This window comes from Vitiosangium sp. GDMCC 1.1324, from assembly GCF_003044305.1.
Lineage (GTDB): Bacteria > Myxococcota > Myxococcia > Myxococcales > Myxococcaceae > Archangium.
In genome coordinates, this window is record NZ_PZOX01000005.1 from 148,402 (window position 1) to 164,387 (window position 15,986).

At 70.1% G+C, this 15,986-nt stretch carries 12 protein-coding genes; 2 read left to right on the plus strand and 10 right to left on the minus strand.

Translation table 11 applies throughout. The features are described from left to right. Positions 1-110 precede the first annotated feature (110 nt). The gene (locus DAT35_RS16735; protein ID WP_233261514.1) at positions 111-2,267 is read left to right on the plus strand and encodes a glycoside hydrolase family 88 protein; all 2,157 of its coding nucleotides are present in this window, start codon (positions 111-113) and stop codon (positions 2,265-2,267) included. 128 nt (positions 2,268-2,395) lie between these two features. On the opposite strand, the gene DAT35_RS16740 is transcribed toward DAT35_RS16735, so the two are convergent. Beyond that, positions 2,396-4,105, minus strand: coding sequence for a polysaccharide deacetylase family protein (locus DAT35_RS16740; RefSeq protein ID WP_108068041.1), 1,710 nt, complete (start codon positions 4,103-4,105; stop codon positions 2,396-2,398). 276 nt (positions 4,106-4,381) lie between these two features. On the opposite strand from DAT35_RS16740, the gene mgtA reads away from it, so the two are divergent. Beyond that, positions 4,382-6,931, plus strand: coding sequence for a magnesium-translocating P-type ATPase (gene mgtA, locus DAT35_RS16745; protein ID WP_108068042.1), 2,550 nt, complete (start codon positions 4,382-4,384; stop codon positions 6,929-6,931). A gap of 18 nt (positions 6,932-6,949) precedes the next feature. Here mgtA and DAT35_RS16750 read toward each other — a convergent pair whose 3' ends face one another. From DAT35_RS16750 to DAT35_RS16790, 9 genes are all read right to left on the minus strand, one after another. Next, positions 6,950-8,179 carry a hypothetical protein gene (locus DAT35_RS16750; protein WP_146209746.1) on the minus strand — a complete coding sequence of 410 codons (1,230 nt, stop codon included), beginning with the start codon at positions 8,177-8,179 and terminating at the stop codon, positions 6,950-6,952. A gap of 269 nt (positions 8,180-8,448) precedes the next feature. After that, positions 8,449-9,498: a hydrogenase expression/formation protein HypE gene (gene hypE / locus DAT35_RS16755; protein WP_108068044.1), complete on the minus strand. Its 1,050-nt coding sequence runs from the start codon at positions 9,496-9,498 to the stop codon at positions 8,449-8,451. Further along, the gene (hypD, locus tag DAT35_RS16760; protein WP_108068045.1) at positions 9,477-10,589 is read right to left on the minus strand and encodes a hydrogenase formation protein HypD; all 1,113 of its coding nucleotides are present in this window, start codon (positions 10,587-10,589) and stop codon (positions 9,477-9,479) included. Before hypD ends, hypE begins: the two co-directional genes overlap by 22 nt. After that, entirely contained in the window at positions 10,586-10,837 is a 252-nt protein-coding gene (locus DAT35_RS16765; protein WP_108068046.1) for a HypC/HybG/HupF family hydrogenase formation chaperone, read from the minus strand. Before DAT35_RS16765 ends, hypD begins: the two co-directional genes overlap by 4 nt. Further along, positions 10,815-13,109: a carbamoyltransferase HypF gene (hypF, locus tag DAT35_RS16770; RefSeq protein ID WP_108068047.1), complete on the minus strand. Its 2,295-nt coding sequence runs from the start codon at positions 13,107-13,109 to the stop codon at positions 10,815-10,817. Before hypF ends, DAT35_RS16765 begins: the two co-directional genes overlap by 23 nt. 3 nt (positions 13,110-13,112) lie before the next feature. Further along, positions 13,113-13,454 carry a hydrogenase maturation nickel metallochaperone HypA gene (locus DAT35_RS16775; protein ID WP_108068048.1) on the minus strand — a complete coding sequence of 114 codons (342 nt, stop codon included), beginning with the start codon at positions 13,452-13,454 and terminating at the stop codon, positions 13,113-13,115. Then, entirely contained in the window at positions 13,436-13,927 is a 492-nt protein-coding gene (locus DAT35_RS16780) for a hydrogenase maturation protease (RefSeq protein ID WP_108068049.1), read from the minus strand. Before DAT35_RS16780 ends, DAT35_RS16775 begins: the two co-directional genes overlap by 19 nt. Further along, complete coding sequence (locus DAT35_RS16785) at positions 13,924-15,219, minus strand: Ni/Fe hydrogenase subunit alpha (RefSeq protein ID WP_108068050.1); 1,296 nt, start codon at positions 15,217-15,219, stop codon at positions 13,924-13,926. The genes DAT35_RS16780 and DAT35_RS16785 overlap by 4 nt, the downstream gene beginning before the upstream one ends. Further along, complete coding sequence (locus DAT35_RS16790; RefSeq protein WP_108068051.1) at positions 15,209-15,985, minus strand: oxidoreductase; 777 nt, start codon at positions 15,983-15,985, stop codon at positions 15,209-15,211. The genes DAT35_RS16785 and DAT35_RS16790 overlap by 11 nt, the downstream gene beginning before the upstream one ends. Between the last annotated feature and the right edge of the window lies 1 nt (position 15,986).

A 15,986-nucleotide genomic window follows, 5' to 3' on the forward strand; every position in this document is an offset into this window, starting at 1 on the left:
TCCCACCCGACCAATGGCGGATGGGGCCGCACACGCCATCTTGCTCGCCTCTTCTTCAGTGAGGTGACGCAATGAGCAGGCGTGTAGCATCAAGACCTGGGGCTCTTCTGTTGTTGGGCCTTCTCTGTGCGCTCCTGGCGAGTCCGGCGGACGCCTTCGACGGAGCAGCGGCGGGACGGGTCATCCAGGTTGCCAAGCGGAAGGTGGCACGGACGGCGGCGATGACTCCGGTGGGCCAGTACCCCAAGAGCTCGCAGCCGGATGGGACGTGGCTGCTCGTCCCCGCCAACGACATGATTGGCTGGACACAAGGCTTCTTCCCTGGCGAGAACTGGCTGCTGTACGAGCAGTCGCGCACGTCCGACTGGAGGACACGGGCCGAGGCCTGGACGCGGCCGCTCGAGGTCCAGCAGTGCAACATGCAGACGCACGACCTGGGCTTCAAGTTCATGCCCAGCTACGGGCTCGCGTACCAACTGACGGGAGATCCCTATTACAAACAGGTGCTGCTGACGGCGGCCGGCGCGCTGGCCTCCCGCTACAATCCCCGGGTCGACATCATCAGTTGCTGTGACTGGAACCCGGACTGGCACCTGCCGACGGTCGCCGACACCATGGTGGATCTGGAGTTGCTCCTGTGGGGCGCCCGGAACGGTGGACAGGTGGGCTGGCGCGACATGGCGCTCAACCATGCCCTGCGCGACCTGGCGGACATCGTGCGCCCGGATGGGAGCACCTTCCACGTCGTGGACTACGACCCGAACACCGGCGCCCAGCTCTTCCGAGGCACCTACCAGGGGTATTCCAATACCTCCACCTGGGCCCGCGGGCAGGCCTGGAACGTGTATGGCTTCACGCTGCTCTACCGCTACACGCATGACCCGCGCATGCTGGAGGCCGCCCAGCGGGTCACCGACTACTACCTGAGCCGGCTGCCCTCGGACGCCGTTCCCAACTGGGACTTCGACGCGCCCAGCCTCCACAAGGACTCCTCCGCGGCCGCCATCGTCGCCTCGGCGCTCCTGGAGCTGAGCAACCATGTGCCGGACGCGAGCAAGCAGTTGCTGTACTGGAACACGGCCCTGCGGATACTCGACTCGCTCAGCTCCCCGGTCTACCTGGACGCGACGGACACCACCCCGGGGCTCCTCCTTCATGGCGTGGGCAACCTGCCCGCGGGCCAGGAGGTGGATGTGAATCTCATCTACGGGGACTACTACTTCCTCGAGGCCGTGCGCCGCTTCCAGCGGCAGACCCGTCCTCCCTCCGCGAGCGATTGGTACTCGAAGCTCGACTTCACCGCGGCCACGCACTCGCTGGGCAGCGGAAACACCGGCATCGTCACGGTGGAGTTCGATGTGACGCCCCTGGATGCACCGCTCGACTCCGTCATCGGCTACGCGGACAGCTCCACCACCGTCACCGCCTTCTCGCAGCTCTCCATGCTCATCCGCATGAACTCGAGCGGCTTCTTCGACGTGCGCAACGGAGCCGACTACTCCTTCACCAACCGGGTGCCCTACACAGCCCTCTCCACCTACCACTTCCGCATGGTGGCCAACCTCCCCGACCAGAAGTACAGCGTCTGGGTGACTCCACCGGGTGGCACGGAGGCCCTCCTCGCGGACCGCTTCGCCTTCCGCACGGGCGCTCTTCCAATAGATGACCTCGGAAAGGTCGTCACCAAGAGCGGCTTCGTCGACAATGAGTACCGCGTGTCCGGCCACACCGTCGTGGGCAGCGCGGGCAGCGTCTGGTACTCGCGGCCGGGCTTCTATGCGGGCACGCGCAGCCTGGGTCCCGGGCACACCGGCATCCAGATGATCGACTTCGACGTGACCCCCCGGAGCAATAACATCGATGGCGTCATCGGCTACGCCGACAGCTCCGCCACCGTCGTGTCGCGCTCCGAGCTGGCGATGCACCTGCGCCTGAATCCGGCGGGCTTCATCGACGCGTTCAACGGCACCCGGTACGCCGCCGCCGCCTCCGTGCCCTACACGGCCAACACCACCTACCACATCCGCATCCTGGCCAATCTCCCCGCCCAGAGGTACAGCGTGTGGGTCCGCTCTCCGGGAGGACCCGAGGTGCTGCTCGCGGATCGCTTCGCCTTCCGCCCCGAGGCGCCCGTGATGGATGACATCGGGCAGCTCTCGCTCAAGAGCACGCTCGACAGCGAGTTCTCGGTCGCGGGCCATACGATGGTAACCGTCACGGGCCTCCTCCCGCCGGAGGAAGAACAAACCCCTGCGCCAGTGGAGTAGACGCCATCTTCGTGGGAAGGGAGCCCGTTCCCCAGCCGGTGTGGGGAACACTCGTCATCCGGTGGGAGCCTCGGCAGGCGGCTGGCTCCCTCCGGACCGGTCGCCCACCGAGGCCTACCCGCGGGGCATCAGTCCCCGCGCTCCATCGGAGCGTTCTCCTCGCTCGGCTGCGCGTCGTGCAATCGCGGCCCGGCGGCGTCATCCGGCGGAGCGGGGTCCACCCGCTCCGGCGCGAAGGGCGTGGACCCGAGCCGCTCCAGGACGAAGTCGTCCATGACGGCGAACCCGACCCCGCGCAGCGCCAGCCCCACGCTGATGTGCGTGGCCCCCGGGGGCAACGGCGGTGTTACCCACTCGCCCCGGACATAGATGGTGGGGCTCGTGGGCAGGTCCGGCCCCGCTGCCCATGTGGTGACCCAGGTGCCCGTGGAGATGCGATAGGCGGCGACGAAGGCAACGCGTGAGTCGGTCTTGTACCAGGCAGACACCCGGTAGGAGCGCCCGGGCGTCGCGGCTGGCGCGCACGCACCGGTGTCCTGAGTCACCACCAACCTCCGGTCCCCGCTGGTGTAGCTGCTGATGCGTGGCCGTTGCGCCCAGCTGCCGGTGTGGGCCTCCGTCGTCCTCAACCAACCGCCCGAGTTGGTGCCGAGGTTCTGTCGCTTCCAGCAGTCGGGCACGTTGTCTCCGTCGCTGTCGAGCTCGAGCGAGGGGTTGGGTAGCGGGATGACCACTGGAGTGCCCGCGTCCGTACCTGCATCGGGAACACCCGCATCCGTGCCCGCGTCAGGAACACCGGCATCCCTGCCCGCGTCAGGAACACCGGCATCCCTGCCCGCGTCGGGAACGCCGGCATCCGTGCCCGCGTCGGGGACACCGGCATCGGCTCCGGCGTCCGGCCTGCCCGCGTCCGGCGTGCCCGCGTCGAACGGGAACGTCCCACCATCGCTCCACAAGGGGGGCTTCACCGGCCCGCCGACCACCTCGTGCGTGGTCATCACGAAAGTGCCCCGAGAGGTGCGCGGTGCGAGCCAGGCGAGGAGCTCATCCAGCCGTGTCTCGGGGATGTCATAGGTGTCGGAGCAGGTGGCCGAGCCCGGGCAGACGCCATGCATGGAGATGAGCATCCAGCCTCCGCCCGCGGCCTCGACCTGGAGCACCAGGCTCTGCAGTTCCGCGAGCGTCCAGTCGCTCTTCACGGAGGTGGGGGTGCGGATGAGGAACGGGTCCGCGGGAGGAATCGTCTCCGCCACCGGGCAGCTCGAGCAGCCATCCGGGTTGCGGATTCCGCCCACGGCGCGTGCGTTGTTGAAGTTGCACCCGATGACGAGCTGCCGGGCCGTGAGCGAGTCCGAGCTGAAGGGGTACGCAAACGAGGTGACGGGAAACCCCAGGCTCATCAGGGCGGCACGGTCGTCGCAGATCTCCCGGCGCGCCACGTCGATGGAGACCGTATCCAGATCCGTATGGTTGACGGTGTGGCTGCCAATCTCGTGGCCCGCCGTCGCGAGCGCGCGTATCTGGTCCAACGTGAGATAGCCACTGCGGCCGATGCGGCCACTGCTCATGTAGAAGGTGGCTCGCAGCCCGTATTTGTTGAAGATCTCCCCGACACGGGCCTGGTTGCTGACCGTATCCGCGAAGGAGAAGGTGACGATCGTCGAGCCGGGAGGGATGACGGTCGGGCCAGGCCCCAGGTCGTCCCGGCCCTTCCAGGGGGGAGTGTCCCCCGGTGGGTCTGGGCTCCAGACACAGGCCCCGAAGAGGAGGCCCGCGAGCACGACCACGGACAGGATACGGCCGGACTGACACAGCGCAGACGATGGAAGTGGGTGCATGAGGCACACAATGTCTGCTACCGGCCCAACTCCCGGCCATGACCCGGGGGTCTGGAATCATTGCATTCCATTCACCACTGTCCCTGGTCGCGCCCGCCATCCACGGGCAAAGCATTCCCAGACATTGCCACGGCGGGTTCGGGAGAGATGCGAGCACCGCCCTCACGACAGCGGGCCATCCGATAGTGAGTGGCACCGTGGGGCAGGGCAGCCCGGCTGCCCCCCTCTTATTATGAGGGGCATGAGCCTCCCCGAACGAGGTCCGTGGAGCCGGACATGAGACATCGGAGTCTCGCAACGCGCCCGGAGGAGTCGCCGGCCTGGTGCGGAACACGGGAGGCCCTCCTGTCGCGGCTGACGTGCTCGTCCGAGGGCCTGACGGAAGCGGAGGCCCGGGAGCGGCTCGCGAGCCACGGGCCCAACACCCCCGAGCAGCACCTCCGGCGCCCGGCGTGGAGGGCGCTCCTCGAGCGCTTCGCCAATCCCCTCGTACTGGTGCTGCTGGTGGCCAGCGGGGTGTCGTTGCTCACACACGAGCTGACGAGCTCCGCCATCATCATCGGCATCGTCCTCATGAGCGTGACGCTGGACTTCCTCCAGGAGCGGCGCGCGGACGACGCAGCGGAACGGTTGCGGAGCTCCGTGGCCCTGAAGGCCACCGTGATGCGGGACGGCGCCGAGCGGGAGGTACCGGCCCGGGAGCTCGTCCCGGGGGACGTGGTGCTGCTGTCGGCGGGCAGCCTGGTGCCGGCGGATGCCCGGCTGCTGGAGGCGCGCGACCTGTTCGTCAACCAGTCCCTGCTCACGGGCGAGTCCTACCCGGTGGAGAAGCAACCGGGAGAGGCCCCAGAGGGGACGGAGCCGTCGGAGGCGCGCAACGCCGTCTTCATGGGCTCCTCGGTCGTCAGCGGCACGGGGCGGGCGGTCGTCTTCGCCACGGGCACCCACACCACGGTGGGGGACATCGCCCGCGCCCTCGCCGAGCCCACCCCCTCCACCGCCTTCGAGCGGGCCACGCGCCACTTCGGCCTGATGCTGATGCGGCTGACGGTGCTGCTGGTGCTCTTCGTGCTCCTGGTGGCCGTGTACGCGCGCCGCCCGCTCGTGGAGTCCTTCCTCTTCGCGGTGGCGCTGGCCGTGGGACTGACGCCCGAGCTGCTGCCCATGGTGCTCTCGGTGACGCTCGCGCGCGGGGCGATGCGGATGGCGGCACGGCAGGTCATCGTCAAGCGGCTGAGCGCGGTGCACGACCTGGGCAGCATGGACGTGCTGTGCACGGACAAGACGGGCACCCTCACCGAGGCCCGCATCCGCCTGGAGCGGCACGAGGACGCCCTGGGGCGCGAGAGCGAGCAGGTGCTGCGGTGGGCCTGGCTCAACAGCCACTTCGAGTCCGGGCTGCGCAACCCCATGGACGAGGCCATCCTCGCACACGAGGAGGTGGACGCCCGGGGTTGGCACAAGGTGGACGAGGTGCCCTTCGACTTCGAGCGGCGGCGGGTGTCCGTGCTGCTGGAGCACGAGGGCCGCCGGGTGCTGGTGGTGAAGGGGGCGCCCGAGGACGTGCTGGCCTGCTGCACCCGGTACGCGCTGGACGAGGGGCCGCGCGAGCTGGACGCGGAGGTGCGGGCCCGGGTGCGGGCGCGCTTCGAGGCCCTGGGGGCCGAGGGCTTCCGGGTGCTGGCGGTGGCCTGGCGCGAGGAGGCCCCGGACATGCAGGTGGCCCACCTGGGAGACGAGGCGGAGCTGGTGCTCGCCGGCTTCGCCGCGTTCCTCGATCCCCCGAAGGAGAGCGCGCGGCCCGCGCTGGAGGCCCTCATCCGCGCGGGAGTGAAGGTGAAGGTGGTGACGGGCGACAACGAGCGGGTGGCGCTCCACGTCTGCCGCCAGCTCGGGCTGGAGGTGGAGGGGATACTCACTGGCGCGGAGGTGGGGACGCTGGACGACCCCGCACTGCGCATCCGCGCCGAGCGCACCATGCTCTTCGCCCGCGTCTCCCCGGGACAGAAGAGCCGTGTCATCCGCGCGCTGCGCCAGCGCGGGCACGTGGTGGGCTATCTGGGCGATGGCATCAACGACGCGCCCTCGCTGCACGCCGCGGATGTGGGGATTTCCGTGGACGGCGCCGTGGACGTGGCGCGCGAGGCGGCGGACCTGCTGCTGCTGCGCCACGACCTGGCCGTGCTGTACGACGGCATCCTCGAGGGCCGGCGCACCTTCGGCAACGTGATGAAGTACATCCGCATGGGGACCAGCTCCAACTTCGGCAACATGTTGAGCATGGCCGGAGCGTCGATGCTGCTGCCGTTCCTCCCCCTGCGCCCCATTCAAATCCTGCTCAACAACCTCCTCTATGACGTGTCGGAGCTGGCCATTCCCCTGGACGAGGTGGACGCGGAGCAACTGGAGCGGCCCACCCGGTGGGACCTGCGCTTCGTGCGGCACTTCATGGCGGTGTTCGGCGCGCTCAGCTCGCTGTTCGACGCGGCCACCTTCGGCGTGCTGCTGCTGCTCTTCCACGCGCACGAGCCGCTCTTCCAGACGGGCTGGTTCATGGAGTCGCTCACCACGCAGGTGCTCGTCATCTTCGTCATCCGCACCCGCCGCAATCCCTTGCGCAGCCGCCCCTCGCGGTGGCTGGTGGCCAGCTCGCTCGGCGCGGTGGTGGTGGCCAACGTGCTGCCCTTCACACCACCGGGCGCCTGGTTCGGCTTCGAGCCCCCTCCCCCCGCGCTGCTCGGAGCGCTGGCCATGCTGGTCACGGGCTACCTGCTGCTGGCCGAGCTCCTCAAACGCTGGTTCTTCCGCCGCTATGCCACGGGTTGAGGGGGCGGTCCGCCGCGCCTACCGCAACAGCCTGGGCCACCAGCGCCAGGCGCATTGGTCATTGGCGGGGATGTTCAGCTCTATCTGCTGGATGACCGTCCCATCCAGCGTGATGCCGAGATGCCGATCCGAACAGGTACTCCCGCCAAAGGGGAGGACGAGGTCACCACACGACTCCCCGGTGCTGGTGAAGAGGCGCACGCGTTCCTGGCAGCCCGAGCCCTCGATGAACGTGGGCGGAAGCACGAGGGCGTAGGCACCCTCGTGGCGGATGAGGGTCAGGTCGGAGCCGGGGTTGGCCGCCAGCCAGTCCGGGGCCGGCAGGGCGGTGGGCTCGCCACTGGGGAATTGCCGGACCCACTGGCCACCGAGCTGGAGCACCAGGCCTTCTCCCACCAGCGGCTGGAGCTGCCCCGAGAGGAAATCGGAAGGAGCCGGATCCTCCGCTGCGGCGAAGGGCCGCGTGCGTGCCGACCCATCCTGTCTCAGCCACTGCCCCGTCCAGACGCCGCTCTCACGCGTGCGCCACAGCACGAGCCTGCGCCCCCGCTGGTCGACCCCAATGAGGATGAGAGGGGCCTCGCTGGCGTGGAGCGTTTGCACGAGACGAGGCGCGGTGGCCGGGCTGCCCTTCTCATCGAAGGACTGGACCCACAGGTTCCAGCTCTGGCCATCTCCCCCCGCGCCGCTCCACCATGCGGCCACGGTGCCACCGAAGGGATCCACGGCCGCAGCCGAGACCTCGATGGGCTCCGGAAGAAACGAGGTCCGACGCAGGAACTCGCCCTTGGAGGTGTACGCCTGCAGCTCCGTGGCGGCGGGAAAGTGGTTGATGCGGAGGTCGAACCCCTGGCGCTGGGGAAGGAGCTCGGAACCGAAGTCGCCCCCCAGCAACGTCACTCCGAAAGGCACTCCCTTGGACGAGACGAGCGTCCAGGCCACCACACCGAACGGACCGTCGTTGCGCAGCGCCAGGGAGCCGGAACCATCTCCGGTGCCCGGGCCACAGGCCGCCTCCCGGCTCAGGGCCTGGGTGATGAAGCTCCTGCTCGGGCCGAGCTCCTCCGGCCGGATGTCAGCGCACGAGAGCGGATTCCCGGTGTTCCACTGCGCGGACACAGACTCCTCCTGCTCCGCCGGTTCCGATGCCACCGCCTCCGAGCAGCCTCCCAACGCCCGCGCGAGCATCGTCACCACCACCACCTGCCTCCACTGCTGCAGCACCCGTCCCATGCTTCCACGCCTCATGATGTCTCCCCCTCGTCAAGACAAGGCAAGGGTGCTCATCACCTCTCGCATCCAAAGCCGAACGTTGGGAGGGGCATTCGGTTCAGCCAAGAACCGATACACATTTCCATCCCTCACGACAGTTCATACCAAACACAGACACGGTGCTGTCTCACCCCGCGCAAGCCCATGGAGGCTCCCTTGTTCCGGTGAAACCGAGCCCCCGCCAGGTAGCCCGGGTGGCAAGCAGCGTCACTGAGGCATCGCTCCGGCTTCTTTCTCTCCGGCGCTCAGCAGATGCGCGGGAGCTGCTCTCCAGAGAGCAGGTCCAACAGCCGCTGCCCCCCGAGCCGCGTCCGCAGGGAGACCATGCCCGCGGGCCCCTCGGTGACGCGGCCGATGCGCGCGGCCCCGCCCCCAAGGGGGTGACGTCTCAGCACCTCGATTGCCCGCTCCGCCTGGGGCTCGGGGACGAAGGCCACCATGCGGCCCTCGCAGGCCACGTAGAGCGGCTCCAACCCCAGCAGCTCACAGGCCCCCGCCACGGCCTCGTCCACTGGCACGGCGGGCTCGTCCACGACAATGCCTGCTCCGGCATCGAGCGCGATCTCGTTGAGCGCGGTGGCCAGCCCTCCGCGCGTGGTATCGCGCAGGCAGTGCACCTCCACGCCCGCCTCCAAGAGTGCCGCCACCAGCGGGGCGAGCGAGGCGCAATCACTCACCACGGGTGTCTCGAACGCGAGCCCCTCGCGCACCGAGAGCACCGCGATGCCGTGCCGCCCCACGTCTCCCGAGACGAGCACCGCGTCTCCAGGTCTCACGCGCCGGGGGTGGACGGACACGCCCTCGGAGACACGGCCCACGCCCGAGGTGTTGATGAAGAGCCCGTCCGCCTTGCCCTTGTCCACCACCTTGGTGTCACCCGTGACGATCTCCACACCACACTCCCGCGCGGCCTCGCGCATGGAGGCCACCACCCGGCGCAGCTCGTCCAGCGACAGCCCCTCCTCGAGGATGAAGCCCGCGCTCAGGTACATGGGTTTCGCGCCGGCCATGGCCAGGTCGTTCACCGTGCCGTAGACGGCGAGCTTCCCGATGTCCCCGCCCGGGAAGAAGCGGGGCGTCACCACGTAGGAGTCCGTGGTGAAGGCCAGCCGCTCCCCTCCGAGCGGTACCACGGCGCCGTCATGGCGCTCGGCGAGGGCCGGAGAGCGGAAGGCCTCCAGGAAGAGCTCCTCGAGCAGTTGGCGCATGAGGCGCCCTCCCCCACCGTGAGCGAGTTGCACGGTGGTGTGGCGCTGCAGCGGGACGGGGCAGCTCAGGGCGGGGTCGGCGGGCATGGGAGCTGGAACCTCCGGTAACGGTAGTAGGCGGCGCACGCGCCCTCGGACGACACCATCGTCGCGCCGAGCGGCGTGTCGGGCGTGCAACGAGTGCCGAACGCGGGGCAGTCGGGGGGCTTGAGCTGACCCTGGAGCACGAGGCCGCTCCGGCACCCGGCGTCCTCGCCTCCTCCCACGCAGGCCACGTCGAACTTCCGCTCAGCGTCCCAGTCCGCGAAGGCGGCGCGAAGGCCCAGGCCGCTCGCCGGAATGGGACCGATGCCCCGCCACGTCCTGGGCACCACCTCGAATACCTCGCGCAGCATGGCCCGGGCGCTCTCGTTGCCGGTGTGGCGCACGGCGCGGGCGTACTGGTTCTCCACCTCGGCCCGGCCGGACTCGAGCTGCGCCACGCACATGTGGATGCCCTGTAACAGGTCCAACGGCTCGAAGCCCGTGGCGACGATGGGCACGCGGTACGCGTGGGCCAGGGGCTCATAGGCCTCCATGCCCATGATGGTGCACACGTGGCCCGCGGCCAGGAATCCGTCCACCCGCCGCCCAGGTGCCGCGAGGATGGCTTCCATCGCCGGGGGCACCAGGACGTGGGCCACCAGCAGCGAGAAGTTGCGTAGCCCGCGCCGCCTGGCCTCGTGGGCGGCCATGGCGCAGGCGGGCGCGGTGGTCTCGAAGCCCACGGCGAAGAAGACCACCTCACGCTCCGGCAGCCGCTCGGCCAGGGCCAGCGCATCCATGGGCGAGTAGACGATGCGCACGTCCCCGCCCCCGGCCTTCACCGAGAACAGGTCCCTCCCCGAGCCGGGCACCCGGAGCATGTCGCCGAACGAGCAGAAGACCACGCCAGGGCGCGAGGCGATGGCCAGGGCCTTGTCCAGCAGCTCCACCGGCGTGACGCATACCGGGCACCCGGGGCCGTGCAGGAGCGTGAGCTCCGGCGGCAGCATCTGGTCGATGCCGAAGCGGACGATGGCATGCGTCTGACCGCCACACACCTCCATCAGCGTCCAGGGCCGCGTCACCAGGGACTGGAGCGCCCGCGCATACCGCCGAGCCTCGTCCGCGCCACGGTACTCGTCCACGAACCTCATCGCGGCTCCTCCTCGCGCACCTCGTCCGTCTCTCCGAGCTCCTCCAGGTAGGCGAAGACGCGCCGCGCTCCCTCGGGGTCGACGCGGCTGATGGCGAAGCCGGCATGCACCACGACGAAGTCACCTGGAGCGGCCTCGGGGACATAGGCCAGACACACCTCCTTGATGACCTTGCCGAAGGCCACCCGGCCCATGCGCAGCGGGCCGTCCACCGTGGAGAGCACCTCACCGGGGATGCCGAGACACATCGTGCTCCTCCTCGAACCAGCGAGCCGCGACCGCGACCTGACCCAGGGAGAGCCCCCCATCATTCGGGGGGTACTGCCGCGGCCAGAGCACCTCGATGCCCCGCGTGCGCAGCCGTGCCTGGACGTTCCGCAGCAAGCGAAGGTTCTGGAAGCACCCGCCCGAGAGCACCACGCGCGGCAGGCCCACGCGCACCGCGATGGACTCGGCGAGCACGGCCAGCGCCGCGTGGAACCGGGCGGCCATGAGTGGCGGTGGGACGCCTCGCGTCCGGTCGCTCAAGAGCGCCCGGACGAGCGGCTCCCAGTCCGCCACGGCCGGAACTCCGTCGCCCAGGGGCAGTGGATAGGGATCCTCCTCCCCTTCCCCCGCGGCGAACTCGAGCGCCATGGCGGCCTGCCCCTCGAAGCCCGCCTGCGCGCGGATGCCCGAGAGCGTGGCGACGGCATCGAACAGCCGGCCCATGCTGGTGGTCCTCGGGGACTGGAGGCCCCGATCGAGCATCGCCACGAGCACCTCGCCCTCACGCGCCGCGAAGGCCTCCCGGAGGTGCATGAGAGCCCCGGCCCCATCCACCTCGTGCAACAACCCGAGCGCGGCCCGCCTCGGCTCGCGCAGGGCCCGCTCTCCTCCAGGCAGCGAGAAGGGACGCAGGTGCGCCACGCGGCGAAACCCGGCTCCTTCGACGACAAGGGCCTCGCCGCCCCACAGCGCGCCATCCGTACCGAGCCCGGCCCCATCCCAAGCGAGGCCGAGCACCGGCCCCGAGAGCCCGTGCTCGGCCACGCAGGCCGCGACGTGGGCGTGGTGGTGCTGCACGCGCATGAGGGGCACTCCCCACTCGCCCGAGAGTCGCTCGGCGAGCCGCGAGGAGGCGTAGTCCGGGTGGAGGTCGCACGCGAGCGCCACCGGGCGCGCCTCCAGAAGACGCAGCAGGTCCGCCACCGTCCGCTCCAGGAGCCGCGCGCCCTCGAGGGAACCGAGGTCCCCCAGGTGCTGGCTCACCACCACCTGCTCGCCCACGCACAGGGCTACCGTGCCCTTCAACTGCCCGCCGAGCCCGAGCAGGCACGGAGCCCCCGGAAGTGGCAGCGGAAGGGGAGCGTACCCCCGGGCGCGCCGCAGCACCTGGAGCCCCTCGGGCGTCAGGCGCGCCACGGAGTCATCCACGGGGCGGACGATGGGCCGGTCGTGGATGAGGAACCGGTCGGCCACCCCATGCAGCCGCGCCAGGGCCTCCTCCGAATCGATGCAGAGAGGCTCATCGGAGAGGTTTCCGCTGGTGCACACCAGGGGACGGCCCACCGCCTCGAGCAGCAACCCGTGCAGGGGCGTATACGGCAGCAACGCACCGAGCCATGGGTTGCCAGGGGCCACGGTCTCCGCGACGGACACCGCCGCTCCACCGGACGCGCGCCTGCGCAGCAGGAGGATGGGGGCCGCCGGCGAGGTGAGCACCGCGGCCTCCTCCGGGGATACCTCGCAGCACGAGCGCAGCACTTGGAGCGAAGGGAACATCACCGCGAAGGGCTTCTCCGGTCGGCGCTTGCGCTGGCGCAGGAGCGCCACGGCCTCGGGGCTCGTGGCATCCACCAGGAGGTGGAAACCGCCCAGGCCCCGCAGGGCAAGCACCCTGCCCTCGCGCAGCGTCTCCGCCGCGCCCCGCAGCGCCGCGTCGTCCTCCGCGAGCCGCGAGCCATCCGACGCGAGCATCGACACACGCGGCCCACACGTGGGGCAGGCGATGGGCTGGGCATGGAATCGCCGGTCTCCGGGGTCGCGGTACTCAGCCTCGCAGTCCGCGCAGGGCACGAAGCGTTTCATGGACGTACGTGGCCGGTCATAGGGAAGCGACTCGATGAGCGTCCAACGCGGCCCACAGCGCGTGCAGTTGGTGAAGGGGTAGCGGAAGCGCCGCTCTCCGAACGCAGCCACTTCCTCCAGACACTCCGGGCAGGTGGCCAGGTCCGCCGGCACGGTCGGCTGCGGAGGCGCGTCCGGGTCGCTGTCGAGAATGAGGAAGGCGTGCTCGTGCCGGGGCGGCACCTCGGAGACGTTGACGCGCGTGAGGCAGGCCGCGGGGGGAGCCTCGCACGCGAGGGCCTTCACGAAGTCCTCCACCGCGGGCGCGGGCCCCTCCACCTCGATGCGGACGCCATCGGCGCGGTTGCGGACCCAGCCGGCCAGCCCCCGGGCCGTGGCGGCGGCATGGACGAAGGGCCGGAAGCCCACGCCCTGCACCACCCCGTGCACGGTGATGGCCCGCCTCACCATCCCCTACTCGACCTCGATGGAGGTGATGGCAAGCCCTGTCCGCCCAAGCTGCTCCCCATCGGTGCTCCCGCACCCGGGGCACAGCAGGAGGTGGTGCTCGGGGGCATAGGTGCGGCCACAGGCCCGGCAGCGAGCCTCCACGTGGATGAGTTCCAACAGGAGCCGGGCGCCTTCCGCGCTCGTGCCCCGGGCGTGGGCGGTGAAATGAAACGACAGGCTTTCGGCGGACAGGGACTCGGTCTCCGCCACCCAGCCCCGCACCACGCGCACGCGCGAGGCCCCCTCGGAGACGGAACGCTGGAGGACGGTGTCGAGCACCTGCCGGGCTAGCGTGGACTCATGCATGGCGACGCTCCTGTGTCGGAAGAGGCGGCACGAAGGACCTGCGCGGCGGCGCGCGGGACGGCGGCGGCTACCTCGTGCGAGAGCCCCCGCCGGAAGCGCTCCGGCCGGGAGATGCTCACCCCGACGACGCGGATGGACGGCGACACCGCCGAGGGCGACAGCAACCGCGCCAGCGCCACCGCCTGCGCCACCCCGAGCCCGTGCGTCGACATCGTGGAGAGCCCCCGCTGCTCCAGCTCGTCCGGCTCCAACACGAGCACCTCGCCCGCAGGAGCCGCCAGCACCGCGTCCACCAACACCACCGGGGCCGGCGTCTCCAGCAGGGGCAGGAGCGCGCTCGGCTCCGGCACCAACAGCAACTCCAAACGCTCGGGGGCCCCGAGCGAGCGCAGGTGCTCGATGACGGCGAGCCCCACCTGATCATCACCGGCCGCCGCCTGGCCGAGCCCGATGACACGCACGCGTCCGCTCATGCCCGCTCCACCTTCAGGGTGAGGAAGTGCGTCGCACAGGAGATGCACGGGTCGTGGTTGCGGATGGCCTGCTCGGCGAGCCGGGTGGCCTCGGCATGGGCCCGCGAAGCGAGCTGGGGCGCCAGCTCGCGCAGGTCGTCCTCGATGGAGAGCTGATTCTGGGACGTGGGCGGGACGATACGAGCGTCCAGGATGACGCCCTCCTCGTCGAGCGTGTAGCGGTGGTAGAGCAGCCCTCGCGGGGCCTCGGAGGCACCGTAACCCGTGGCCGCGCGGGGCGGCGTGTCCAAGTGGGGCACGGTGGGCTCCATGTACTCCTCGATGAGGCGGAGGGCCTCGGTGAAGGCCTGGAGCATCTCCACCAACCGCACGAGCAGCGCGCGAAAGGGATTGCGGCACGGCACGGACAGCCCCGCGCGGCGGGCGGCCTCCTGCACCGAGGGGTGCAGCCGATCGAAGTTGAGGTTGAAGCGGGCCAGCGGGCCGCACAGGTAGGCACCCCGCCCCACGCGCCGCGCGTGCAGCGCATGCGTGTACGGCACCTGTTCCTCCACGAAGTGCGAGTCCCACTCGCGCACGTCGATGTCCAGCCCCTCCGAGGACACCACCCGCCCCCCGGCGATCGGGTACTCGCTCGGGTGGCGCAGCGAAACGAACTCATACGCGCGCTCGAGCTCCGGAAAAGGGAAGCGGGCCATCCACTCCAGCGACTCGGCGGTGGCGTCGCGTCCCCAGCGCAGCTCGGGCAGGAGCGACTCCAACTCGGCCCGCGTGGGGGCCCGGTAGAAGCCACCCACGCGCACGTTGATGGGGTGGATGGACCTGCCGCCCAGGAGGGCCAGTAGCGTGTTGCCCGCCCTCTTGATGCGCAGGCCCCGCTGCACCCACTCGCCGTGCTGCTTCGCCATGGAAAGCGCGTCCGGGTAGCCGAGGAAGTCCGGTGCGTGCAGCAGGAAGACATGCAGCCCGTGGCTCTCGATCCACTCGCCGCAATAGAGCAGGCGGCGCAACGCGCGCAGCGGCCCCTCCACCGTCACGCCCAGCGCGTCCTCCATGGCGAGACAGGCGCTCGTCAGGTACGCCACCGGGCAGATGCCGCAGATGCGCGAGGTGATGTCGGGTGCCTCCAGATACGAGCGCCCGCGCAGCAGGGCCTCGAAGAAGCGGGGCGGCTCGAAGATGGCCAGGCGCACGTCCGTGGCCTTGTCACCCTCCAGGCGGACGGTGAGCGAGGCCTCGCCCTCCACGCGAGTGAGGTAGTTCACGTCGATGGTGCGCGTCTCAGTCTTCATGGCGCTCGCTCTCCTCGCGGAAGGCGGGGGCATTGGCGTTGAAGTTGCGGAAGGCGCGGACGAGCTCCGTCTCCGAGCGCCCCGCGGCCTGGAAGGCCCGCGCGAGCGAGGGCGTATTGGGCGCCTCCATGGGCCCGAAGCAGCCGTAGCAGCCGCGGTGGTACGTGGGGCAGAGCGCGCCGCAGCCGGCGTGCGTCACCGGCCCCAGACAGGGAGTGCCCGTCACCATCACGCACACGTTGCCTCGCAACTTGCACTCCACGCACACGCTGTGGGCCGGGATGTTGGGCCGCCGCCCGTTGAGGAAGGCGCTGAGCACCTCCAGCAACTGCCGCTTGTCGATGGGGCAGCCGCGCAGCTCGAAGTCCACCGGCACGTGGTCCGCGATGGCGGTGGAGGTGGCCAGCGTCTCGATGTACTCGGGCTTCGCATAGACGGTGGAGAGGAACTCGCGCACGTCCTTGAAGTTGCGCAGCGCCTGGATGCCGCCCGCCGTGGCACACGCCCCGATGCTCACCATGTACCGGGACACGCGCCGCACCTCGCGGATGCGCTCGGCATCCGAGGGAGTGGTGATGGAGCCATCCACGAGCGACACGTCGTAGGGCCCCTTCAGCGCCGTGCTGGTGGCCTCGGCGAAGTAGGCGATGCGCATGGCGTCCGCCAGCGCGAGCAACTCGTCCTCCAAGTCCAACACGGTGAGCTGGCACCCATCGCACGAGGCGAACTTCCAGACGGCGAGCGAGGGTTTCTTCCGGCGAGCCATC